17 protein-coding genes, 2 tRNA genes and 2 pseudogenes are annotated in these 22,881 nt (G+C 55.4%); 8 read left to right on the top strand and 13 right to left on the bottom strand.

All coding sequences use genetic code 11. The annotated features are described in order from the left end of the window. Positions 1-69 precede the first annotated feature (69 nt). The 7 genes from FOC35_RS16815 to FOC35_RS16785 all read right to left on the bottom strand — a co-directional run bounded on the left by FOC35_RS16815 (position 70) and on the right by FOC35_RS16785 (position 7,647). Positions 70-1,614, bottom strand: coding sequence for a methyl-accepting chemotaxis protein (locus FOC35_RS16815; RefSeq protein WP_172569573.1), 1,545 nt, complete (start codon positions 1,612-1,614; stop codon positions 70-72). Between the two features lie 387 nt (positions 1,615-2,001). Then, the gene (gene cbl, locus FOC35_RS16810; protein WP_039898381.1) at positions 2,002-2,949 is read right to left on the bottom strand and encodes an HTH-type transcriptional regulator Cbl; all 948 of its coding nucleotides are present in this window, start codon (positions 2,947-2,949) and stop codon (positions 2,002-2,004) included. 106 nt (positions 2,950-3,055) lie between these two features. Continuing rightward, a complete protein-coding gene (nac, locus tag FOC35_RS16805) occupies positions 3,056-3,973 on the bottom strand; it encodes a nitrogen assimilation transcriptional regulator NAC (protein ID WP_016537106.1) in 918 nt (305 codons plus the stop codon). A gap of 254 nt (positions 3,974-4,227) precedes the next feature. Continuing rightward, on the bottom strand, positions 4,228-4,731 hold the full coding sequence (locus FOC35_RS16800) for a protein disulfide oxidoreductase (RefSeq protein WP_016537107.1): 504 nt from the start codon (positions 4,729-4,731) through the stop codon (positions 4,228-4,230). After that, a complete protein-coding gene (locus FOC35_RS16795; RefSeq protein WP_172569572.1) occupies positions 4,721-5,350 on the bottom strand; it encodes a DsbA family protein in 630 nt (209 codons plus the stop codon). The genes FOC35_RS16800 and FOC35_RS16795 overlap by 11 nt, the downstream gene beginning before the upstream one ends. Beyond that, positions 5,347-7,233: a protein-disulfide reductase DsbD gene (locus FOC35_RS16790; RefSeq protein ID WP_172569571.1), complete on the bottom strand. Its 1,887-nt coding sequence runs from the start codon at positions 7,231-7,233 to the stop codon at positions 5,347-5,349. The genes FOC35_RS16795 and FOC35_RS16790 overlap by 4 nt, the downstream gene beginning before the upstream one ends. 48 nt (positions 7,234-7,281) lie before the next feature. Then, entirely contained in the window at positions 7,282-7,647 is a 366-nt protein-coding gene (locus FOC35_RS16785) for a hypothetical protein (RefSeq protein WP_016537110.1), read from the bottom strand. 191 nt (positions 7,648-7,838) lie between these two features. Here FOC35_RS16785 and FOC35_RS16780 point away from each other — a divergent pair. Beyond that, positions 7,839-7,914 (top strand) — tRNA-Asn (locus FOC35_RS16780). 77 nt (positions 7,915-7,991) lie between these two features. On the opposite strand, the gene FOC35_RS16775 is transcribed toward FOC35_RS16780, so the two are convergent. Beyond that, entirely contained in the window at positions 7,992-8,861 is an 870-nt protein-coding gene (locus tag FOC35_RS16775; RefSeq protein ID WP_172569570.1) for a hypothetical protein, read from the bottom strand. Positions 8,862-9,552: 691 nt separating this feature from the next. Here FOC35_RS16775 and FOC35_RS16770 point away from each other — a divergent pair. The 3 genes and pseudogenes from FOC35_RS16770 (at position 9,553) to FOC35_RS16760 (ending at position 12,866) form a co-directional block, all read left to right on the top strand. Continuing rightward, positions 9,553-10,784, top strand: a pseudogene (locus FOC35_RS16770) (pyridoxal phosphate-dependent aminotransferase). Continuing rightward, positions 10,780-12,228: pseudogene (locus tag FOC35_RS16765) on the top strand (Na+/H+ antiporter NhaC family protein). Before FOC35_RS16770 ends, FOC35_RS16765 begins: the two co-directional pseudogenes overlap by 5 nt. Positions 12,229-12,233: 5 nt before the next feature. Further along, positions 12,234-12,866, top strand: a complete 633-nt coding sequence (locus tag FOC35_RS16760; RefSeq protein WP_172569569.1) for a transcriptional regulator — start codon at positions 12,234-12,236, stop codon at positions 12,864-12,866. A gap of 46 nt (positions 12,867-12,912) precedes the next feature. Here FOC35_RS16760 and nfsB read toward each other — a convergent pair whose 3' ends face one another. Genes nfsB through FOC35_RS16745 form a run of 3 tightly spaced genes read right to left on the bottom strand, consistent with a single transcriptional unit; the run spans position 12,913 to position 14,938 of the window. After that, entirely contained in the window at positions 12,913-13,566 is a 654-nt protein-coding gene (gene nfsB, locus FOC35_RS16755) for an oxygen-insensitive NAD(P)H nitroreductase (protein ID WP_172570388.1), read from the bottom strand. A gap of 57 nt (positions 13,567-13,623) precedes the next feature. Beyond that, the gene (locus FOC35_RS16750) at positions 13,624-13,929 is read right to left on the bottom strand and encodes a putative quinol monooxygenase (protein ID WP_172569568.1); all 306 of its coding nucleotides are present in this window, start codon (positions 13,927-13,929) and stop codon (positions 13,624-13,626) included. Position 13,930: 1 nt separating this feature from the next. Further along, complete coding sequence (locus FOC35_RS16745) at positions 13,931-14,938, bottom strand: zinc-binding alcohol dehydrogenase family protein (RefSeq protein WP_172569567.1); 1,008 nt, start codon at positions 14,936-14,938, stop codon at positions 13,931-13,933. A 111-nt stretch (positions 14,939-15,049) separates the two neighbouring features. On the opposite strand from FOC35_RS16745, the gene FOC35_RS16740 reads away from it, so the two are divergent. Next, positions 15,050-15,970 (top strand): LysR family transcriptional regulator, encoded by a 921-nt coding sequence (locus tag FOC35_RS16740; protein WP_172569566.1) that lies wholly within the window; start codon positions 15,050-15,052, stop codon positions 15,968-15,970. Here FOC35_RS16740 and FOC35_RS16735 read toward each other — a convergent pair. Continuing rightward, positions 15,967-17,604 carry a methyl-accepting chemotaxis protein gene (locus FOC35_RS16735; protein ID WP_172570387.1) on the bottom strand — a complete coding sequence of 546 codons (1,638 nt, stop codon included), beginning with the start codon at positions 17,602-17,604 and terminating at the stop codon, positions 15,967-15,969. The genes FOC35_RS16740 and FOC35_RS16735 overlap by 4 nt on opposite strands. 200 nt (positions 17,605-17,804) lie before the next feature. Here FOC35_RS16735 and FOC35_RS16730 point away from each other — a divergent pair, with 200 nt between their 5' ends. The 3 genes from FOC35_RS16730 to FOC35_RS16720 all read left to right on the top strand — a co-directional run bounded on the left by FOC35_RS16730 (position 17,805) and on the right by FOC35_RS16720 (position 21,269). Then, positions 17,805-19,259 (top strand): AMP nucleosidase, encoded by a 1,455-nt coding sequence (locus FOC35_RS16730; RefSeq protein WP_172569565.1) that lies wholly within the window; start codon positions 17,805-17,807, stop codon positions 19,257-19,259. Positions 19,260-19,280: 21 nt separating this feature from the next. Beyond that, positions 19,281-21,062 (top strand): aminopeptidase P family protein, encoded by a 1,782-nt coding sequence (locus FOC35_RS16725; protein ID WP_172569564.1) that lies wholly within the window; start codon positions 19,281-19,283, stop codon positions 21,060-21,062. A gap of 131 nt (positions 21,063-21,193) precedes the next feature. Further along, positions 21,194-21,269 (top strand) — tRNA-Asn (locus FOC35_RS16720). Between the two features lie 68 nt (positions 21,270-21,337). Here the strand turns inward: FOC35_RS16720 and FOC35_RS16715 are convergent. Continuing rightward, a complete protein-coding gene (locus FOC35_RS16715; RefSeq protein WP_172569563.1) occupies positions 21,338-22,726 on the bottom strand; it encodes an APC family permease in 1,389 nt (462 codons plus the stop codon). Positions 22,727-22,881: the final 155 nt, after the last annotated feature.

Genomic DNA, 22,881 nt, shown 5'->3' with positions numbered 1-22,881 from the left:
GTTAAAAAAAGCGGGCTGGAGAAAAGAAAAAAGCCAGCGGATGCTGGCTTAACGGAAGTGACGAGGAGATTACCGCAGGCGGAAAACGCGAACCAGGTCGCGCAGCTGCTGAGCCTGATCGTTGAGCGACGCGGCGGCGGCAACGGACTCTTCCACCAGCGCTGAGTTCTGCTGCGTGGTGGAGTCAATCATGCCGATGGCGCTGTTGATTTGCGAAATACCGTCGGTTTGCTCCTGGCTCGCTTGCTTGATTTCGCCGAGTATACTGTCCATTTCCTGCACGTTGCTGATCATCCCGGCAATCTGGGCGTTTGCCTTCTCAACCAGCCCCATGCCGTCGCGGGTTTGAGTGGTGGAGTTTTCAATCAGGCTTCTGATCTCGCTCGCAGAAGAGGCACTTTTCTGCGCCAGCTGGCGAACTTCACCGGCAACCACCGCAAAACCACGCCCATGTTCCCCCGCGCGAGCCGCTTCAACCGCCGCATTCAGGGCCAGAATATTGGTCTGGAAGGCGATGGAGTCGATAAGATTGATAATGTCCGACATACGGTTAGATGTTTCGTTAATCACGCGCATTTTGCTGGTGACCTGGGACATCATCTGGCCGTTGTTTTTCACCACAGATGCCGCTTCGGAAGAAAGTTTGGTCGCTTCGTTGGTGTGATCGTAGGTGTTTTTAACCGTCGCGGTAATCTGCTCCATTGAAGCCGCCGTTTGCTCAACCGAGCTGGCCTGCTCTTCGGTTCGCGCCGCCAGATCCTGGTTACCGGCAACAATTTGCGCCGCCGCCGAGGAGATGGTTTCTGACCCCTGCTGAACCTGATGGACAATCTCTTGCAGGCGCACCTTCATGCTCATCAGCGCCTGCAGCAGTTCTCCGGTTTCATCTTTATGGGTTACGGTAATGCTGCGTGTCAGGTCGCCTTCGGCAATCGCCTCGGCAAACTCGACCGCCTGCACCAGAGGGCGGGTAATAGAGCGGACAATAAAGACGCCAATCACCGTACCCAGCGCGATGCTGAGCAGCGTCAGCAGGATCATAATCAGGCGGTTAGAGCGATAATCTTTATCTACACGCTGCCCGGCGGCGTCCATTTTCTGGTTCTGAATAGCGATCAGTTCCTGAACTTTAGCCTTGTATTTCTCCTGTACCTGAATCGTGGTGCCCATCATCTCCTGTAATGCAGCCGGGCGATTGTTTTGCTGCACGGCCTGCAAAATACGGAAGCGGGAGTCCAGGTATTCTTTACGAATGGCGGCCAATTCCTGCAATGCTTTCTGCGAAGCCGCGTCGGTACTTGATTTGCTCAGGTCAGCAAGCAGACCCGTAATGTGCGCACTTAGCTCACCCAGATGCTTTTCTGACTTCTCACGGAACGTACCGGCATCGTCCAGCAGCATCAGTTGCTGGGTGTTAACGAATTCCTGAAAGCTATCAACCAGGTCATTCGCTTTAACCGTGGTGGGGTAATCGCTATTAACAATCGTCTGAATACCGGTATTTGCCCGGTTCAGGCTTAACAAAGAAAGCACCGAACTGAAGACCATCAATAAAATAAAAAAGGCAATCGTCAGCGTTAATTTGCTGCGAATTTTCACATCATGTAGTGACATTTTTTCTCCCTGGGAAGCATATTTTTATGAATGTGCAGAATCCCCTGTGGTCGAAACCACAGAGATGAAATAAACACAAAGGGATGGAATCACCTCGTACAGGCTTATCGGATACATTCAGATTAACTTTATGAATTTGATCGGTTTTTTCGCATGACCTGGCCACATGGATAGCCCTGGACTATTAATGGCTTAATGATTGATCGATAATTTGCGATAGGGATTATTTTTAAATCATATTTCGCAGAGGGAAGAATTTTTCGCACACTAAATTTCCAAATACAGCAAGAGCACAGTGTATATAAACTCACTGCGCTGCTGCTTTATTTAATTACTTAATATTTCATTAACAATGACTGGAAATACCACAGCGGGGACAGGGAAATACTAAATTTGATAATCAATCGCAGGTTCTTCCGGCTCCAGCGCCAGGCGTTTGATCTCATCCACCGACAGCTCGGGATTACACAACTCGATAAAGCGCCAGACATAATTGCGCTGAAGCTGGCCGCGCCGGATACCCAGCCAGACGGTGTTGGCGTCAAACAGGTGGCGGGTATCAAGCCTTACCAGACTACTCCCCTCTTCGCCGCTGGCCTGGTCGGCAACAAGCCCGATGCCTAAGCCAAGCTCAACATAGGTTTTCACCACGTCGGAGTCCTGCGCGCTCAGCACCACGTCCGCCGTCAACCCGCGTCGGGTAAAAGCCTCATCAATACGTGAACGCCCGGTAATTCCCTGCCTGTAGGTAATTAGCGGCCAGCGGCTGATGTCGTCCAGCGTCAGCGGGCTGGCATGAATCAGCGGGTGGCCCTGCGGAACCAGCAGGCTGTGATACCAGCGGAACCACGGGTAGGCGACCACCAGCGGATCTGTACTCAGGCGTTCGCTGGCAATGCCAATGTCCGCCGCGCCGCTGTGCAGCAGAGATTCAATTTCCTGGGGCGTTCCCTGAATCAGTTCAAGGCGAACTTCGGGGAATAATGCGCGGAAGGCTTTGATAACCACCGGCAGGCTATAGCGCGCCTGGGTATGGGTGGTGGCAATGGTCAGTACGCCACTGGTGTCGTTAGTAAATAAATCGGCCAGCCGTCGCACGTTGCTGGCTTCATTTAATATGCGCTCAGCAATCACCAGCAGCGCCTTACCCGGTTCGGTCATACCTAATAACCGTTTGCCGCGACGGATGAAAATTTCAATCCCAAGCTCTTCTTCCAGCTCGCGTATATGGCGGCTGACGCCCGACTGAGAAGTGAAAAGCATATTGGCGACTTCGGTGAGATTGTAGTCCCGTCGCGCCGCCTCGCGGATTATTTTAAGTTGCTGGAAATTCACATCGCCCCCGGGATCGTAACTGTTCTTTACACCATTGTTAAAGTCACAGCCCCGGCGGGACAAATAATAAAAACCAGCAACCTATTCCATTTAGTAATAAGCAGGCTTAGCCCACCAACATCAGCTCGCGATTTTCCAGCGCCGGACGGGTCACCAGAGACATAAGAATATCTTTTACCGCCTGGGCCTGCGGCGACAGCGGCAGACGAGCAGAAAGGTTGAGGGAGAGCGGCAAATTAAGCGACGGACTGGTAATACGCGCCATCCAGCCGCCTGAAGAATCAGCCAGAGAGCGAGCGGCAGACTCTGGCAGCACGGTGACGCCCATTCCGCTGGCGATAGCCGCCGTTAAGGTCGAAATAGACTCAATTTCGCCGATGATTTTTGCCGTCAGGCGGCGCAGGGAGAAAGCCTCGTCCACGCGCTTGCGCACCGCGCTATAGTCACGCGGCAGGAACAGGTTCATCGCCGCTACGTCGGATAAATCAACCGTGGTTCCGGGGCAATCGCGAGTGCCAACCAGGAACAAATCTTCTTTCAACAGCGGCTGGCTAATCAGCCCAGCCGTCGGCGTGCGATCGTAGAGAACAGCCATATCGAGCTGGCCGCTCAGTAATTTATCATTCAGCTGCGAGCCGCTGTTCTCGTGGAGATAAACCTGCACGTCCGGCAGCTCGGCGCGAACCGCCTGTAACAGCGGCATAGTAATTGAGGAAGCCGCCATCCCAGGCGCGAGGCCGATAGCAACCTGGCCGTTAATCGTCTGGCCGACGTTATTCACCGCCAATTGAGCCTGTTCGCACTGGCGCAGAATAGTGCGCGCGTGGGCATAAAGAATTTTGCCTGCTTCGGTCGGCGTGACGCCGCGCTTGGTGCGGATCAACAGTTGTTGGTCCAGCTCCCCTTCGAGCGTGGCAACCTGCTGGCTCAAAGCCGGCTGTGCGATGTGCAGTACTTCTGCGGCCTGGGTCAGGCTGCCAATATCAACAATTTTCACGAAGTACTTCAGTCGTCTTAAATTCATTTTGCCCCCTATTACGGAATGCCAGTGCCAGTCATGGCAGTGATGTCGTAATGGGTTTTGCAATATGCTTGCCACATTTCTCGTTTATGGCACAAACGCGTTAACAGGCTGGATAATAAGAGAAACTAATAAAGACTTCGGGGATGATTAATGAAACTGGGGTTTTGCTTATGCCCCATAAGAGGTATGAATGCACCACGAAGGTGCATTCTGAGACTGAAAACAGCGTGCCGGATAGGTTCCGACACGCCCGGTCACACTCCGGCCCACCACAGGCGCAGTTTCATGCCCCAGTAACTGGTCCAGCCGCTGGTGCTGGAGACCACTTTACCCTTATCTACCACCACCAGCGTTGGCGTTACGCCAATCTGCCAGCTTCGGGAAATAGCGCCGTCCGCGTCGTTAACCACCGGGAAGCTCGCGCCTTTACGCGCCAGCCAGCGGGCAACTTCGCTTTCATTCCCGGAACGAAGCGCAATCGTCATGACGTTGTTCCCTTCAGCTTGCAGCTTTGCCACATCCGGCGTAGTAAAGCGGCAAACCGCGCACCAGCTGGCCCAAAAATAGACCAGCAGCGGGCGTTCGGCACTAAGCGCCCCCAGCGTGACGGTCTGCCCGTCGAGAGTGTGCAGCGGCGTGCTGTCAAAAGCCGGCGGCGAGTGCGGCGCTCGCCACCAGTCCATCGCCAGCATCACGGCGGCCAGCAGCATCAGCAAAATCAATCCTTCGCGCAGCCAGCGCCTCAGCTTACTGACCATTGGCCGCCGCCAGTTTTTCTTTTACTACTGCTTCAAGCGTTTCCCACGGTACCGCGCCGGGGATCATCTCATCGCCAATAATGGTGGCAGGCGTTCCCTGAACCCCAACAATCCGGGCCAGCTGGAGGTTAGTACTCAGCGTTTCCATGCTTTTTTCATCCGGCGTAACCGGCGTTGCGCCGCTCTTCTCAACCGCAGCGGCGATGCTTGCGGCATCGTGGTAGCCTTTTTTCTGCATCAGTTTTTCATGCAGAGCCAGGAACTGGTCAGGATGCTGCCGCCAGGTGGTCAACACGGTACGCGCGGAGAGCACCGAACTTTCTCCTTTAAACGGCAGCGGTTTCACAATCACCGCAACCTGCGGATACTTCTGGACGATTTTTTCCAGCATCGGGTCCAGCTGTTTGCAGTAAGGACAGTTGTAATCGGTGAAGTTGACCAGAGTTAAAACCGGCTTTTTCGCCCCAAAGCTCGGGCTGGCCGGATCGTTAAACAGCGCCTGCTCAATCAGCACCTCCAGCTGTTTTTGCTGCTCGGCGGAAAACGGCGCGGCCGGCTCTTTAGCGGCCATAGTCAGCCCGGAGAACAGCGCGAAAAACAGAATGAAGATATATTTCATGGTTTAGATCCTTTGGCATCGTCCAGGGTGCTCAGCACCGAATCGCGAGACAGCAGCGTCGGCAGCACTTTGCCTTCCGGCAGCCCCGGGCCATAAATTTGGTTGAAAGGCACGGCAACCTGGCCGCGGCTTCTTAAGAAATCGGTAATTTGCGGGGAAGGCAGCGTCCAGTCGCCGCGCAGGGCAACCACGTCCGTGGCCTGCAATGCGGCCTGCACATCTTCTTTATTCAGCACGTTGTATTTATTGGCCTTGCAGGTGATACACCAGTCGGCCGTGACGTCGATAAATACCCGCTTGTGTTGGGCAAGCGCGTCCTGAATAGCCTGCTCGCTGAGCGGCTGCCAGGCGATGTTCTCCTGCGCAGGCTTGCCGGAGGAAATGCCAAAATGCACCAGCAGCAGGCTCGCCAGCCAGATAGCGGAGCCGAGCATCAGCAGGCCGAGGATCCGGCGCAGCCAGTTCATCCATTTGCCCGGACGAGGCAGGCGCATGGCAAGCCCGGGGCGTAGAGCTATCAGCAGCCACGGCAGGCTCATCCCCAGCCCCAGTGCCAGGAACAGCCCCCACAGCACCGGATAAGAAGCGGTCAGCGCCACGGCAACTGCCGTCCCCAGGAACGGAGCGCTGCAAGGCGTAGCGAGCAGCGTGGCAAATGCGCCCTGCCAGAAATGCCCCGCCATGCCGCTGCCGCCCTGCGTTGCCAGGCGGGTGTTCATATTCGAAGAAAGACGGAACTCAAACAGGCCAAACAGACTGGCGCTGAACACCAGCATCACTACCGCCATAAACCCGATGAACCACGGGTTCTGGAACTGAATACCCCAGCCCAATGCCTGATTCGTCAGGCGCAGGACCGTCATCAGCAGCGCCAGCACCATAAAGGAGGCGAGAATACCCGCCACGGAGGCAAGAAACTGGCGGCGAACCAGACCGCGGTCTTTTTCCTGCACCAGCAGGATCGAGCCGAGCTTCATGCCAAGCACCGGCAGCACGCAGGGCATGAGGTTAAGGATAAGCCCGCCGACCAGCGCCATCAGCACGACCTGCCAAAGCGGAATGCCGCTGTTGCCTCCTGCGCCAGCAGAAGCGGAGCCGATAGTCAGCGTACTTTGCTGGGCAATACCGCCGTCTTCCAGCACCAGAGTAAGCGCTTTACCCCGCAGGTCCGGCGCACCTTCGCCCCAGCTGTCGCTGACCGGCACCGTCGCCTGAAGGCTATCGCCTTCGATACGGAACTGCGGTTTGCCAAGGTCCGCGTCTTCCGGCGGGTCGAGATAAAGACCGGGCTTATTCCAGCCCCCCGCACGCACGGCATCCACTACCAGTTCGCCCTGGCGATAGCCCACATTCAGAGAGTCCGTCAGCCCGCTGGCAACCGGCACCTGCCCCATTGCCTGGGCGAAGTCATGGTCAAACTGAGCGTCCTGATGCGTAGGCGTTACGCTGAAGTGATAATCGGTCAGCAGGCAGACGTTGCTACAGGTGGATAGCGTCAGCACGCCGCTTATAGCCTCCGGCGCGGTGCCTTTGATAACCATCGGGAGGGTGACCTGGTTGTGGTAGCCCTGGGTCGTTATCCCGGCAACATCAAAGCGCGCCGGCGTTGGCCAGAACCACTCCACCTTTGGCATTTCTCCCTGCCAGGCAATAGACGGCGCAACGCCGCCCTCGCCCGGCGAGCGCCAGTAGGTTTTCCAGCCTTTCTCCAGCTTCACGTCCAGCAGCAGGCGAGTTTCGTTATTAGGTGCGGTATCCGCGCGCAGCCTGACGCTGGCGTGATCGTTGTCCGGCGAAGTCAGCCAGCCGGTTTCCGCCGCCCAGGATACGGGCAGCCAAAGCAATAGCAAGCTGAGCAGCGCCAGCCTGAAGCGAGTAAACATGTTTTTTCTCCGTAAATGATTAACTAACTGTCGGTAACAGCCGGTTTGTCATTCACGGAATACGCAGAAGCGTAGATGCACCCTGAGGGTGGGAGATGAAGTGGCTCTGGGGGTCAAGAACGGCATGCGCGTGGAGCGCACCGGCGCCAGCAGAGAAAGCAGCAGGCAAAGCGCAAGCAGCGCGCCTTCAAACAGTACCGGCGGCACGCTCAGCAACGACTTGGCGCTGAGTTCACAAGGGGTCACCGGGGCGGCATCTTCAGCCTGCGGGTTATCCTGCTGGGCAACCAGGGTAGTAGCGGCGGCTTCCATTTGCAGCGCGTGCATACCCGCCATGCGCTGCGCGGTACACACCAGTACCACTACACATGCCAGGCAGAGAAACCAAATCCCTATACGCTGCTGTTTGACCATTACGCCCTCACTGTTTAACCCGGCTTATCTTAACCGCTGGCGAAATATTGGCAATCTTTGCCCTGTAAAGTTATGTCTGAGTGCGATTTATCGCCCGGCTTGCTTGTTTTATCGGCAAACGATTCAAAAGGCGCATTGCAGGCTTTGACAAGCCTGACCTGCCTCGCTAATATTCGCCCCGTTCACACGATTCCTCTGTAGTTCAGTCGGTAGAACGGCGGACTGTTAATCCGTATGTCACTGGTTCGAGTCCAGTCAGAGGAGCCATATTTGAGAAGCCCGCTTAAGGAAACTTAAGCGGGCTTTTTGCTTTTGGTTCACCCGAGCGGCAGGCGAAGAATATATTATTTGGCATTCAGTCTCTTTTCGAGACGTGCCGCAGCTTCATCCACTCTGGGCTTCAAGATATTAAGCGGCCACTCAGAAGCTACTTTTGCCGAATAGATTTTCGCCACCATGTCGGCAACAGCTGGATCATCTATCATTTTATCCGGCACCCATAGCAGCATCCAGTGAGCAAACCAGACCGCGACAACATAAGTGACGGAACCATTATTCCCTTCGTAAATCATGACATCCCAGCCATGAGGAGCGACAGCCTGAGGGCCAGCCAGCTCTAATGTAAACTCCAGCGGGGGAAGTAACAGGGTTAAATATCCCGGCTCTGGACTGGATTCCGAGCTGATATAGTCATTTACATCCCTGTTCATCTGCCTGCCACGCGAAGATTGCAGATAATCAGTAAGTAAAGAATTCCGGCTGCTTCGGGCCGTCGCATGCAGCGCTCGCCAGCAGGTGATAATCCCATTGCACCTTAAAAGTTGCTGTTTATCTTCAGGTAATTGATATTCACTGAAACCCTCCAGCCCACTCAATGTTGTAGGAACCAGGCAGGGGCTGGAATAAATCTGCTCCGGGTTGCGCAATACATTCGAAGCATCAATTAACGCTGCCAGACGCTTCTCCCCTTCGCTTAATGAGCCATCGCAATCTGCACACATCAAATAAGGTTTCGGCAGGTCTTGTTGATATTTCCAGGCTATTTTTTTCACACTAGAAGGGCTGCCAGCTCCCGGAGGTGTGGTTCCTCCAACCAGAGTGAACCCTCCACTTTTAGCTGGCCCCTGGTAGACGCGCCTGCCCATAAATTTGCTGATAACATGACTCTGAATCAGCGTTTTTTCTTCCCCACATTTTATACATATTCCTTTCATCGTTATCCTTACCTGTATTGCCGTTGTAGATCTTTCTAAGCGTTTCTTGCCGCGCCTGTATTTGTTAAGTTGATTTTAACATTCATCCGCCAATTACCTCATATTTATCAGGCTAGCACCAACCGCACACAATCTTTTGCATCCATCAAGCAGTTAAATGTATAATAATCTCTAAACATTTTCCCTGGTATTGCTCAGGTCGCTGACCACCTGATCCGCAGACGTGTTGGCGTGGCGGGTCAGGTTTCTTTTCATAATGATTAGAAAACCAAATGATTAGCCACGGATGGATGTTTACGGGCAGGGATGCCTGGCGCATTGTGCGCCCGATCCTTTGATAATAATATATGATGTTTTTCTTCGTTTACTCCCCGGGCTCAATGGCTACATCAGCCAAAGCGATTTAAAGGGCATAAAGCCGCTCGCCGGATAAGCATTAGATATGGCGCAAACTGGCCGCACGCTCAACGTATCCACCGCTCCAACTCCCCGCCAGAGTGCTGCTTTGCTCACTGCATGAAAAATAAACCCCACCCACCTACGTTTTAATTAATGAAAGCTAAAAATATACCCCTGAAAATCACGCATTCCGTTTTCTTATAATAAACATTTATCGTGTTGATAATTTTTTATCACCGTGTTTTAGTCCAAATCAATTAACGCCAATTTAATTAATTGAGGGCTAAGTGCCATGCAGGATATTCGTGAAAAGATGAACCCGGAGTTTAGCATATTGCAGGGTGGGCTCTTTAGCAGCGTAAAAAAAGCGGATGTCGGCACCGCCATACTCGACTTAATGAATAACGGCGTAGACATGCTTTGCTGGGCGGATCCCTTTTTTCCCGACCACGTATTACCCCAGCATATTGCCGATGCCGTAAGCCAGTCGATGGTTAACGGAAGCGCCAGCCATTATACAATGCCGATTGGCAACCCTTATTTAAAAGAGAAAATAGCCGAGAAGCTGAAACGTTATAATCATTTAAATGTCGAGCCGCAGCGCAATATTCTTATCACCCCAGGTTCTGACTCCGGACTGCTCTTCGCGATGATGCCGTTTATTAATGAAGGCGATGAGGTTCTGATCCATGCGCCCTCTTATCCGAGCAATTTTCTAAACGTGAAGCTGCTCGGCGGCAAGCCGGTTTCCGTGAGCTGAAGGCGGTAAATAACTATCAGATAGATATTGCCGCCTTCGAAGAAAAGCTGAGCGTAAAAACCAAAATGGTGGTGCTCACCAACCCCAATAACCCTACCGGGACGGTATTCCGCCGCGAAAGCCTGGAACAGATTGCAGACTTTGTTATCCGCCATGACCTGGTGCTGGTGGTTGACCAGGCCTTTGAAGACGCCATTTTCGACGATATTGATTTTTGCTCTGTGGCTTCGTTGCCCGGCATGTGGGAGCGCACGGTTAGCGTGTTTTCGTTTTCCAAAGGCATGGGCCTGAGCGGGTTCCGCGTGGGCTACCTGGTGGCGGACGACCGGATTATGGACGTGCTGTTTGGCTGTACCGTTAACGTGCTTGGCACCACCAACACGTCGTCGCAGGCGGGCATGCTGGCCGCACTGGATAAGCCACAATTTATGGATGAATACATTCAGATATTCGATGCACGCAGAAAAAAAGCATTTGAGATAATTAATTCAATCCCCGGAGTTTCCATGGCGTTGCCGGAAAGCGGATTTTTATCCTGGATAGATATTTCCAGCCTGGGAAGCTCCGCGTTTATCTGTGATTATTTATTAGAACACGCCAGGGTTATTGTTAATGCCGGTACGCCGTACGGCGAAGGTGGAGAAGGTTTTATCCGCCTGGTTCACGGCTGTTATAAAGATGACGACAAGCTGTATGCCGTCCTCAATAAAATAAAAGATACACTCACTTTATTAGCGCAGCACCAGGGGATAAGCAATGATTGAAAATGAACTCACCTTTCACGGCGGGAAGAATATTGCACTCTTGCCGATAGCACTCTTTATTATTTCATGCTCGCTGTTTTTTTCGGTTTACCACGTTTTTGATTTAACCGCGCTGGCGATGTGCGCTTTTATTGCCATTATGATCGGGGCTGTTTTTTCCCGCAACGTCAATGAATACTGGAGGGCGGTCGTTTCTCAGGGTATCGGAAGCGAAATGGCAGTGACTATCGCCACCATTCTTTTAGTCATCGGCATGTATGCAAAAATGATTGCCCAGTCCGGCGTGGCGGACAGCTTTGCTTTGCTGGCAAGCCACCTTGGCCTGCATGACGGAGCCTTTACCCTGTTTACCTTTGTGGCCGTGTGCGTGGTCTCAACGGCGACCGGCACTTCCATCGGCACCCTTTTTACCGCCTTCCCGGTTTTCTAGCCTTCCGGCATTCTGCTGGGCGCTGACCCGGTGGTGCTGGCCAGCGCGATCCTGTGCGGCGCAATTTTTGGCGATAACATCGCGCCAATCTCGGACACCACGGTAGCCTCTTCCTCAACCCAAAGCTATACCCATCGCCGCGGCAGTGCGGAAATAGCAGGCGTAGTGGCCGCGCGTTTCCCGTTCGCGATAGTCAGCGCTCTGATTGCCTGCGTATTTTTCTATCTGTTTGGCACTCACAGCGGCCCGGTTCCTTCTCTGCCGGTAACCCATCATGACCAGGCTTCCTGGCGTAGCCTGTGGATGCTGGTGCCTATGGCGGTTCTGCTGCTGGTTGCCATGAAGACACGCAACATCTTCAAGGCCATTCCTTCCGGGATCTGTGCCGGGATTGTGATTGGCCTGCTGGCCGGTATTTTTCACCTCCAGGACATCTTCACGCTGGATAACGGCAACGCCGGAGGCTTTCTGTATAAAGGGTTCAGCGGCATGGTAAGCACTATTCTGTTCGTGCTTTCCCTGTTCGGCATTATCGGTATTCTGCGGGCCAGCAACACCATGGAGCGTATTTCTTCCGCGATATGCCGCAGCCGTCTGGCTCAGTCTTCACGCGGAGCGGAATGGTGCATTGCTGTCGGATCTATTGTTGCCACCGCTTTAGTGAGCGGCGTGACCAGCGCCTCTATTCTGGCCTTTGGCCCGGTAGCGAGCGAAATTGGCGCTCGCCGGTCGCTGCATCCTTACCGCCGCGCGGTGCTGCTGGACTGCTTCGCGATGACTCTGGCGGCCATCCTTCCCTTCCTGAGCGCGTTTATTTTTATCGTCACCGCAATTATCAGTTCGCTGCACAAAGACTATCCGTTTATTAACGACGTCAACCCGATCTCTCTGTCGCTGACCTCGTTCTACCCGCTGGCGCTGTTTGTGGTGATGTCGTTTGCCATCGTCGTGGGCTGGGGCCGCCGCTATGAAAATAGCCGGGGCGAAGCCGTTACCCAGCCGGAGAAAGAGTAGCCAATATGACTCAGGATGAAATTATTAAGTCATGGACTCCGATGGTTGATTTTATCGCCCTCACCTATGGCGAACATTGCGAAGTGATTTTGCATGACCTGCGGAATATCGATAAATCCATTGTCGCCATCAGCCAGAACCCTATTTCCGGGCGGCAGCCTGGCGGCACGATTACCGATTTTGCGCTGAAAATCATTCAGGACAGGTTGTGGGAAGACAAGGACTTCATCACGAACTACAAGGGCCGGATCCCCGGGAAGTCTGAAAATCTGCGATCCTCAACGTTTTTCATCCGCGATGAAGAAAACGAGATCATCGCCATGCTGTGCATGAATGTCGATCTCACCCCGCTTTCAATGGCGAAGAAGGTGATTGAGGGATTACTGTTCACTGAGCAGGAAAACAAAGTTGATGAGGAAACGTTGAGCAGCCTTTCGATGACCGACATGCTGCACGAGCAGATTTCTGATGTGCTGAAAACGTCTCCCCGCTCCCCCGCGCTGCTGGTGATGGAGGAAAAGAAAGAGATAGTCCGCAAGCTGAACGACAAAGGCGTGTTTTCGCTTAAAGGAGCGGTAGCGGAAGTTGCAAGGCGGCTTGAAACCTCCGAGCAAACTATTTACCGCTATCTGAAATAGTGGATGATGCAGGCAAGCCAGCAACGGTTCGCCTGCAACACGGTAATTACAGTTCGGTCAGGATTTGGCTGAACTCAAGGCGGGATTTTGGCAGCCCGGCGTTGAAATCTTCCACGCTGCGGTAGCCAATCGGCACGATAACCGAACTGGTGAACCCCTTATCACGCAGGCCAAATTCTTCATCCAGAATACGGGCGTCAAAGCCTTCAATCGGCACTGCATCAATGTTAAGCGTGGAAACACCCAGCAAGAAGTTGCCCACATTGAGGTAAACCTGCTTCTCCATCCAGTGCTGGGCGTCTTTCAGGTCAAAGCGGTGCATATTGGCAAAATAAGAGCGGCCTTTATGCTGGCCTTCCATCGCCTGCTGGCTGGCAAAACGCCCGTCTGCCTGTTCTTTTTCAAGCAGGGCTTTCAGGTATGTTTCATCGACGGTGGTTCTGGTGCAGAACACCACAACGTGAGAGGCATCCAGAACTTTGCGTTCGTTAAACACGTAAAAACCTGATGTGGATTTTGCAATACGCGCCTTGCCTTCTTCGCTGCTCGCCAGAATGAAATGCCACGGCTGCGAGTTGGTGCTCGACGGGCTGAGGCGCAGCAGATTTTTAACTTTTTCGATCTCTTCGGCGGCTATTTTTTTAGAAGCATCGAAGGCTTTGGTCGCATAGCGTTTAGACGCTGCATCAATAATATTCATCATTTTTCCCTGTGGATTTCTTAATTCCGCGGCGGCGGGCGGGCCACCGCAGGCCAATTAAATGTCTATCGCTTCCAGCGGCACCAGCTTCAGAGGCTCCGCCAGCAGGTCGTCCATCTGCTTAATAAAAGCCTGGAGGTGCGGCAGCGAGTTATGCAGCTCAAGCGCCTGTTGCCCGCGCCAGGACTCGCGAACGTAAAAGGCGTCCGGTTCGTCTTTTAGCTGGAACAAAGCGTAATCCAGGCAGCCCGGCTCTTGCCGACTCGGCGCCACCAGCGCCTTTAATGCCGCTTTGAGGTTCTCCCTCTGTCCTGCTTTCGCCTTCAACATGGCGATGATCGTCAGCGTTTCCGTGCTCGCCATGTTAAAACCCCTCCAGCACGATTTTGCCAACGGCACGGCCGGTTTCCAGCAGCTCGTGGGCACGCCTGAGGTTGGCGGCGCTAATTGTACCGTAATGTTCGCCCAGAGTGGTTCGCAGCACGTCCTGGTCGATAAGATTTGCCACGCGAGTCAGGAGGTTATGCTGCTCGATGATATCGCTGGTGGTAAACATGGAGCGGGTAAACATAAATTCCCAGTGCAGCGAAATGCTTTTCGCTTTCAGGGCACGAACGTCCAGCGCGTCTGGGTCGTCAATCAGGGCGAATTTCCCCTGCGGAATAAGGGCTTCGATCAGTTGGCCGTAATGCTGCTCGGTATTGGTCAGGCTGGCAACGTGAGTCACCTGCTTGATGCCGATGCGTTTTAGCTCTTCGGTCAGCGGCTTACTGTGGTCAATAACGTAATGCGCGCCCAGTTCGGTGGCCCATTTCTGGCTTTCAGGGCGAGAGGCCGTACCGATAACGGTCGCTTTTGTCAGCTTACGCGCCAGTTGAGTCAGAATTGACCCCACGCCGCCCGCCGCGCCAACAATCAGCAGCACGTCATTTTCGCTGCCGTTCTCCTTAATCCCAAGACGGTCGAACAGCATCTCCCAGGCGGTGATGGCCGTCAGAGGCAATGCAGCAGCGGCGGCGTTATCAACGGACTTAGGCTTCAGCGCCGCAATACGCTCGTCCACCAGCTGATATTCGCTGTTACTGCCTGGGCGAGTCAAAGACCCGGCATACCAGACTTCGTCACCCGGCTGGAACAGGGTTACGGCCTCGCCGACTTCAACCACTTTGCCTACGGCGTCCCAGCCCAGCACACGAGGCTCGCCGCCCGCATAACCAGCGCGAACTTTGGTGTCCACCGGGTTAACGGAAATAGCGTTAACTTCTACCAGAATATCGTGGCCGCCAGCCTGAGGCCTGGGCAAAGTAATATCCTGTAGCGCGTCAAGATTGCTGCCGTTTTCGGCGGCACGGGTAATAGCGATAGCTTTCATAGCGACTCCAGCGAGGTAATGGATTCATCAATTTAGTAAAATCATGGTACAAGGAGCGCTAAACGCGAAAAACAGGCGCCAGGAAACAACACTTATACTCGGAGAGTGAAAATGCTCAGGCTGGAAGACCTTACTCTGTTCGTCAGGGCCGCGGCGTTAAACAGTTTTAGCGATACCGCCAGAGAGGCCGGGCTACAGCCCGCCCAGGTCAGCACCGCCATTAAGCGGCTTGAGCAAAGCCTCAATATTCGCCTGTTTGCCCGCTCCACCCGCAGCCTGAGGCTGACGCCGGAAGGCGAGGCCTGGCTCCCGTTTGCGGTACAGGTGCTGCAAACGCTTGAGGCGGGCTATGAACAGATCCAGCCGCCCAGCGACGAAGTTCGGGGCATTTTGCAAATCGCCGTGCCGTCCGACCTCGGGCGCAATATGCTGCTGGCGGTGTTCCAGGCGTTTCGCCGCAGCCACCCTGCCCTGAGCCTGAAAATCCTCTTTTCCGATCAAATAACCGACGTCTTTAAAGATCCGGTGGATGTGGCATTCCGCTACGGCAACAACGACGATGCCTCATTTATTTCGCTCCCGGTTGCGCCAGAAAACCGCCGCGTGGTCGTTGCTTCCCCGGACTATATTGAGCGCCACGGCGAGCCAAAAACCATCAGTGATTTAGCCCAGCACAACGCGCTGACCTACGTTTTGCGCGGGCGGGTTTATGACAACTGGACGTTTACCCGCCACGGCAACAAGCACCACGTAGCGGTAAAAGGGACGATGATGAGCGACGACGCGGAGGTTATTCACCGTCTGGCGCTCCACGGCGAAGGCATTACTTATAAATCGTGGCTGGATGTGGCGGAAGATGTGCGGGCCGGGCGCTTAAAGCTGCTGCTGCCCCAGTACGAGGGGGACAGCATTCCGCTGAACCTGATTTGCCCGCACCGCAAACAGCTCTCTGCCACGGTGCGGCTGCTGCATGAGGCGGTAAAAGCGCGCTGCGAAATTGAGATGCGCACCCTTCCCGCCGTTAAAGATTAGAACGCCACCCAGTCATCCGCCGCCGCGCCCGCTGCGGCGGGTTTAGCTAACGGCTTAACCTTTGCTTCAGGAACAAAGTTTTCATCACGCCCGGAGAGGCGGAAGCGGGCAACCGCTTTCTGCAATGTTTCCGTCTGGCCTTCCAGCGCCGCCGCCGCCGCCGAAATCTGCTCGACCAGGGCGGCGTTTTGTTGGGTCACGCTGTCCATCTCGCTGACGGCCACGCTGACCTGCGAAATCCCCTTGCTCTGCTCGTCGGTCGCGGAGGCAATTTGCTTCATGATTTGCGTGGTGTCGGACACCGCCTTCAGCACCTCTTTCATGGTGTTGCCCGCCTCGTTGACCAGTGCAGAACCGCTGTTGACGCGGCTGACCGAATCGGCAATCAGCGTTTCGATTTCTTTTGCAGCACCTGCGCTACGGCTAGCCAGATTGCGCACTTCACCCGCTACCACGGCAAAACCACGTCCCTGTTCGCCCGCGCGTGCGGCCTCAACGGCGGCGTTCAGCGCCAGAATGTTGGTCTGGAAGGCAATGCTGTTAATGACGCTGGTGATTTCGCTGATTTTTCTGGAGCTGTTGGAAATCCCTTCCATTGTGACCACCACGTCTCCCACCAGCTTGCCGCTGCGGCTCGCGGTTTGAGAAGCCTTCTCGGCAATGCTGCTGGCCTGGCGGGCGTTCTCGGCGTTGAATTTCACCGTTGCGGTCAGCTGTTCCATGCTGGCGGCAGTCTCTTCCAGCGCCGCCGCCTGCTCCTCGGTGCGCGACGAGAGATCGTTATTGCCGGAGGAAATCTCCGCCGAGCCACGATAGATGTTTTCCGTGCCGCTGCGAATGGCGCTAACCGCCTCGCGCAGGCTGCTTTGCATCTCGGCAAGCAGCGGGAACAGTTTACCCACGCAGTTGCGGCCAAAATCCTCTATCGGGTGGCTCAGGTCACCTTTGGCGATAGTCGAGAAATGCTCGCGAATGCGATCCAGAGGCTTGACCAGCAGGTTAACGAGGTAGCGGTCGGTAAACAGCAGGATCAGCAGCCCAATCACGATAGCCACCACGACGGTCACCTTCATCAGGCGCGTCAGCCCGTCTACCGCAACCCTGGTGCGGTCCAGCCGCTCTTCGGCTACCGAGGTGAATTTACTGCTGCTGGCACCAAATGCCCGGCTTAACGGCGGGGTCACCTGCGTTGCCTGCTGACGATACTCCGCAGCCGACCCCTGCTGCGCGAGCTGCATCTGAACGGCCACGCCGTTATCCAGCAGCTTCTGCCATTTGTCGATAACGTCGGCGGAAACTGCCGGGTCCATTGGCCCAGGCGAAACGCTTTTCAGCCGCTCAAGTTCTTTTTTCATATTATCCAGCGCTTCCTGCACCGGCTTAAAATCTGTGGCTTCTCCGGCGGCTTTCGCCTCCATCACGCGTGAAAGGCGGGTAATAAAACGGAAATACTGGTCGTTACCCTTGCTTAGAATCGTCATCTGGGACACCAGCTGACGGTCAACGGCGTTGCCGTCACCGAGCTTAGCCAGCGAATAGACGGTAAACACGCCCACGGCAGACCACAGCAGGCAAAACAGCCCCAAAACGGTAAGCATCACCCGGCGTACGGTAAAGTTCTTTAACATTCCCATGTGTATCCCCAATTCGTTATTGTCGTTATCCCATTTACCTCGGGTATCACTTTGGTTATCGGCAATGCCTGCCCGGGTATTCATCTATTTGTGATTAATTTTTTATGAGGCACACAACCCGGGCTGTCTTCCCCTTCCGTTCTCGCCACGGCATGACATACTGAGGGTCTAACCCGGTTTGAACCGGTAAAGGAGAATCAATGGATAATAACGTTGTAAATCAGGGGCTGACGCCTGCGCAGGCTCTGGAAAAGCTGGAAGAATTGTACGAAAACTCGGTCGCCGCACTGCGCGATGCAATAGCCCTCTATACCCAACAGGGCACGCTGCCGGACGTTGACGCCCGCTCCGACGGCCTGTTCGTTTACCCGGAGCTGCGCGTAAGCTGGGACGGCGTTCCCAGAGGCCCGAAGAACACCCGCTCCTACGCCCGTTTTACCCATTCCGGCAGCTATACCACCACGGTAACGCGCCCGGCGCTGTTCCGCAGCTACCTCAATGAGCAATTAAGCCTGCTGTGCGAAGATTACGGCGTCCACATTGAAGTTGGCCCGTCGCAGCACGAAATCCCTTACCCGTACGTGCTGGACGGCCTGAACCTCGACCGCACCATGAGCGCGGGGCTGACGCGCCATTTCCCGACCACCGAGCTGGCGCAAATTGGCGACGAAACGGCGGACGGGCTGTTCCACCCGACCGAGGCCTGGCCGCTTTCGCACTTTGATGCACGCCGCGTTGACTTCTCGCTGGCTCGCCTGCGCCACTACACCGGCACGCCGGTTGAGCACTTCCAGCCCTTTGTGCTGTTCACCAACTACACCCGCTACGTGGATGAGTTTGTGCGCTGGGGCTGCCAGCAAATTCTTGACCCGGACAGCCCGTATATCGCGCTCTCCTGCGCGGGCGGCACCTGGCTGACCGCCGAGACGGAAGCCCCGGAAGAAGCGATTTCCGACCTCGCCTGGAAGAAACACCAGATGCCGGCCTGGCACCTGATCGACAAAAACGGCAGCGGCATCACGCTTATCAACATCGGGGTTGGCCCCTCCAATGCCAAAACCATCTGCGACCACCTTGCGGTACTGCGCCCGGATGCCTGGCTGATGATTGGCCACTGCGGCGGCCTGCGCGAAAGCCAGCAGATTGGTGATTACGTGCTGGCACATGCCTACCTGCGTGACGACCACGTGCTCGACGCCGTGCTGCCGCCGGATATTCCTATCCCGAGCATCGCCGAAGTACAGCGTGCGCTTTACGACGCCACCAAACAGGTCAGCGGCATGCCGGGCGAAGAGGTCAAACAGCGCCTGCGTACCGGGACGGTGGTCACTACCGACGACCGTAACTGGGAGCTGCGTTATTCCGCCTCGGCGCTGCGCTTCAACCTTAGCCGCGCGGTCGCAATCGATATGGAGAGCGCCACGATTGCCGCCCAGGGTTACCGCTTCCGCGTGCCTTACGGCACTCTGCTTTGCGTGTCCGATAAGCCGCTGCACGGCGAGATAAAACTGCCGGGCCAGGCAAACCGCTTCTATGAAGGGGCGATTTCCGAGCACCTGCAAATCGGCATTCGGGCCATTGATCTCCTGCGCGCCGAAGGTGAGAAGCTGCATTCACGCAAGCTGCGCACCTTCAACGAACCGCCATTCCGCTAACAACAATAATAAGGAAACTGGATGCAACACACCTCCACACTCGGCGCACTGCGTGCGCTGCTCACGGAGCGCGAACTGGACGGGATTATCGTCCCGCGTGCCGATGCTCACCAGAGCGAAGACTGCGCCCCACACGACAATAAACTGGCCTTTATCAGCGGCTTTACCGGCTCGGCCGGGCTGGCGCTGATCCTCGCCGACCGCGCCCTGCTGTTCGTTGATGGCCGCTACCAGGTACAGGCTCGCCACCAGGTGAATTTGCAGGAGTTCGACATTCATCACCTGCATGATGAGCCGCTGCACCTTTGGCTGCGCGACAATCTCCCCGCAGGAAAACGTATCGCCTTCGAACCACTGCTAATGGTAAACAGCCAGTACGAAAATCTGCGTACCAGCGGCTGTGACCTGGTGACCGTGGATGACGATCCGCTCGATGCTATCTGGCCCGATCGCCCGGCGGCACCCTGCGGAGCCATTAGCGCCATGCCGGAGGAGCTGAGCGGTGAAAGTTCTACCTCAAAACGCTCTCGCGTGGCTCAGGCGCTGAATAAAACCGGTGCCGATTACCTGGCGCTGACGCTGCCGGACAATATCGCCTGGCTGCTGAACGTGCGCGGGTCCGATATTGCGATGAACCCCGTCCCACACTCCTTCGCCCTGGTGAGCGCCAGCGGCGACATCGAGTGGTTTGTTGATCCTGCCAAACTGCACGGGCTGGATAACGCCGCGCTGGCAGGGATCACGCCCCAGCCGATGGAGGCTTTTATCGGGCGCTGCCAGCAGGTCGCGGCGGGAAAACGCATCCTTATTGACGCCGATTACTCACCCGTGGCGGTTCGCTTCGCCGTTGAACAAGGCGGCGGCGAGGTAATATGGGCCGCAGACCCGGTAACGTTAATCAAATCCAACAAGAATGAAACCGAGCTGGCGGGCTACCGCAGCAGTCACGTTGATGACGGCGTTGCCTGGGTGAATTTCCTGGCCTGGTTAACCCGGGAAGTTCCGCTGCGCGAGGCCGCAGGCAACCCTGTAACGGAGCTGGAAGCCCAGGAAAAACAGCTCGGCTTCCGCCAGCAGAGCGCTAACTTCACCGAGCAGAGTTTTAGCACTATTTCCGCCGCGGGCAGTAACGCCGCGATGTGCCATTACCACTCTTCCCCGGAAACCAACTTCGCGCTTACCGGCGACCAGTTCTACCTGAATGATTCCGGCGGCCAGTATTTCAACGGCACCACCGACGCCACGCGCACCCTGAGCTTTGGCGAACTGGACGCGAACCGCCGCCTGCATTACACCGCGGTGCTCAAAGGCTTCCTGGCGCTTATCTCTCTGCAATTCCCGCAGGGTACTCAGGGCCACCAGCTGGATGCGTTTGCCCGCGCCCCGCTTTGGGCGCTGGGGCTGGATTACGACCACGGCACAGGGCACGGCGTGGGCCACCGCCTGATGATCCATGAAAACCCGCACCGCATGGCGAAAAAGGTAAACCCGTGGCCAATGCTGCCGGGCAACATCATTACCATCGAGCCGGGCTATTATCTGGCGGACCATTACGGTATTCGTATTGAAAACCAGGTGGAAGTCGTCGCTTCTCAGCCCGGTTTCTGCAAGTTTGCCTCGCTGACGCTCATCCCTATTGACCTGGCGGCGGTAGATTTTGATTTACTGAGTACCCGGGAGATAGCCTGGCTTGATGATTACCACCGGCAGGTGCGCGAGACGCTCTCCCCTCGCGTTGGAGAAGAAACCCGCCGCTGGCTTGCATCAGCTACGGAGCCGGTCAGCGTTCAGCGCAGCCGGTAACCGCTCAAAGGCCGCAGAAATGCGGCCTTTTTCATTGATTTGCTGGATTAATCGGCAGTTGAGCGCATTTCGCCAAAACAGGCTTTGACAACCCGCCCCCCCGCCGTTAATATGCGCCCCGTTCACACGATTCCTCTGTAGTTCAGTCGGTAGAACGGCGGACTGTTAATCCGTATGTCACTGGTTCGAGTCCAGTCAGAGGAGCCATATTTGAGAATCCCGCTCAGGGAAAACCGAGCGGGCTTTTTGCTTTTGTCTATGGCAAACGGCCTGCATTACTCCCAGGCGCGTTCGGCCTTGCTGGCGTCAAACACCGGCGGAGGCCTGCGGAAACGGCGGGTCAGCCAGGTGAGATACAGCACACCAACCGCAGCCCACACCAGCCCAAGCGTCAGTGAGGTGGCTTCGAGGTTTACCCACAGCACCGCGACGGTAGCCGCGCCAATCAGCGGCAAAATCATATAATGCAGTTTTTCCCGCCAGGTTTTATTGCGCCCTTCACGCCGCCAGAAGTGGTTAAACACCGACAGATTGACGAAGGTAAAGGCCACCAGCGCGCCAAAGTTGATCAGCGCCGTTGCCGTCACCAGGTCAAAGAAAAGTGCCGACAGCGCAACCACGCCCACCATAATGACGTTCAGCGCCGGAGTGCGCCATTTCGGGTGTACATAGCCGAAGTATTTTTCCGGGAACACGTTATCACGCCCCATCACGTATAAAAGGCGCGACACGCTGGCATGAGACGCGAGGCCAGAAGCCAGCGTATTCACAAATGTGGTGCAAAGGAATATCGACTGGAACAGCTTCCCACCCACGTAGAGTGCTATTTCCGGCAGCGCCGCATCCGGATTTTTAAAGCGGCTGATATCCGGGAAGAACAGCTGCATAAAGAACGACGCGGCGATGAAAATAATGCCGCCATAAACCGCCGTCAGGAAAATGGCTTTAGGAATAGTGCGGGCGGCGTCCGGCGTCTCTTCGGAAAGCGTGGTCACAGCGTCAAAACCCAGGAAAGAGAAGCAGACTATCGTCGCCCCGGTAATAACCGGGATCAGGTGCGCATTTTCGCTGATAAACGGCTGAAGCGACCAGACCGTGCCCACCCCCTCCCCTTTATGCAGACCCTGTACCACCAGGAAGATAAACACCACCATAATAGCGACCTGCACCAGCACAAACAGGGTGTTAAAGTTCGCCACCAGATTCACGCTTTTTAAATTTGCCGCAGTGAGGATGCAGACAAAGCCAACCACCCAAATCCACGGAGGCACTTCCGGGAACAGCGCCGACAGGTAAATCTTCGCCAGCAGAACGTTAATCATCGGCAAGAACAGGTAGTCCAGAAGCGATGACCAGCCCACCATAAACCCGACGTGCGGGCTGATAGCTTTTTGGGCGTAGGTATAAGCGGACCCGGCCTGCGGGAACTGCCGTACCAGTTTGCCGTAGCTGATGGCCGTAAACAGTACGCCCGCCAGCGCCAGCAAATAAGAAGCTGGAACGTGGCCATCACTGATGCCGGAGACGATGCCAAAAGTGTCAAACACCGACATCGGCGTGAGATAGGCAAGCCCCATCACCACAACCTGCCAGAGTTTTAGCGATTTACGCAACTGCGGTTTGCCCGCCTGCGAAGAGTGCTCGACCGGAGAACTAATCGCCATGACGATTTCCCCCCACGCGGATGCAGGTTCGCGAAGATATCTTCGTTCGCACAAGCCTGCTTAGCCTGGGGGTTAATCGTAATTGTCGGGGAGTGAGGGTCTGGCTGGCGTGCTCCGCTGGCCCGTCGTTATCAATGTGGCAGCAGCGCTCACCT

It is taken from the genome of Cedecea sp. FDAARGOS_727 (assembly GCF_012273235.1).
Lineage (GTDB): Bacteria > Pseudomonadota > Gammaproteobacteria > Enterobacterales > Enterobacteriaceae > Cedecea > Cedecea davisae.
The sequence above is the reverse complement of the archived record's forward strand: the minus strand, read 5'-3'. Positions and strand labels throughout refer to the sequence as shown.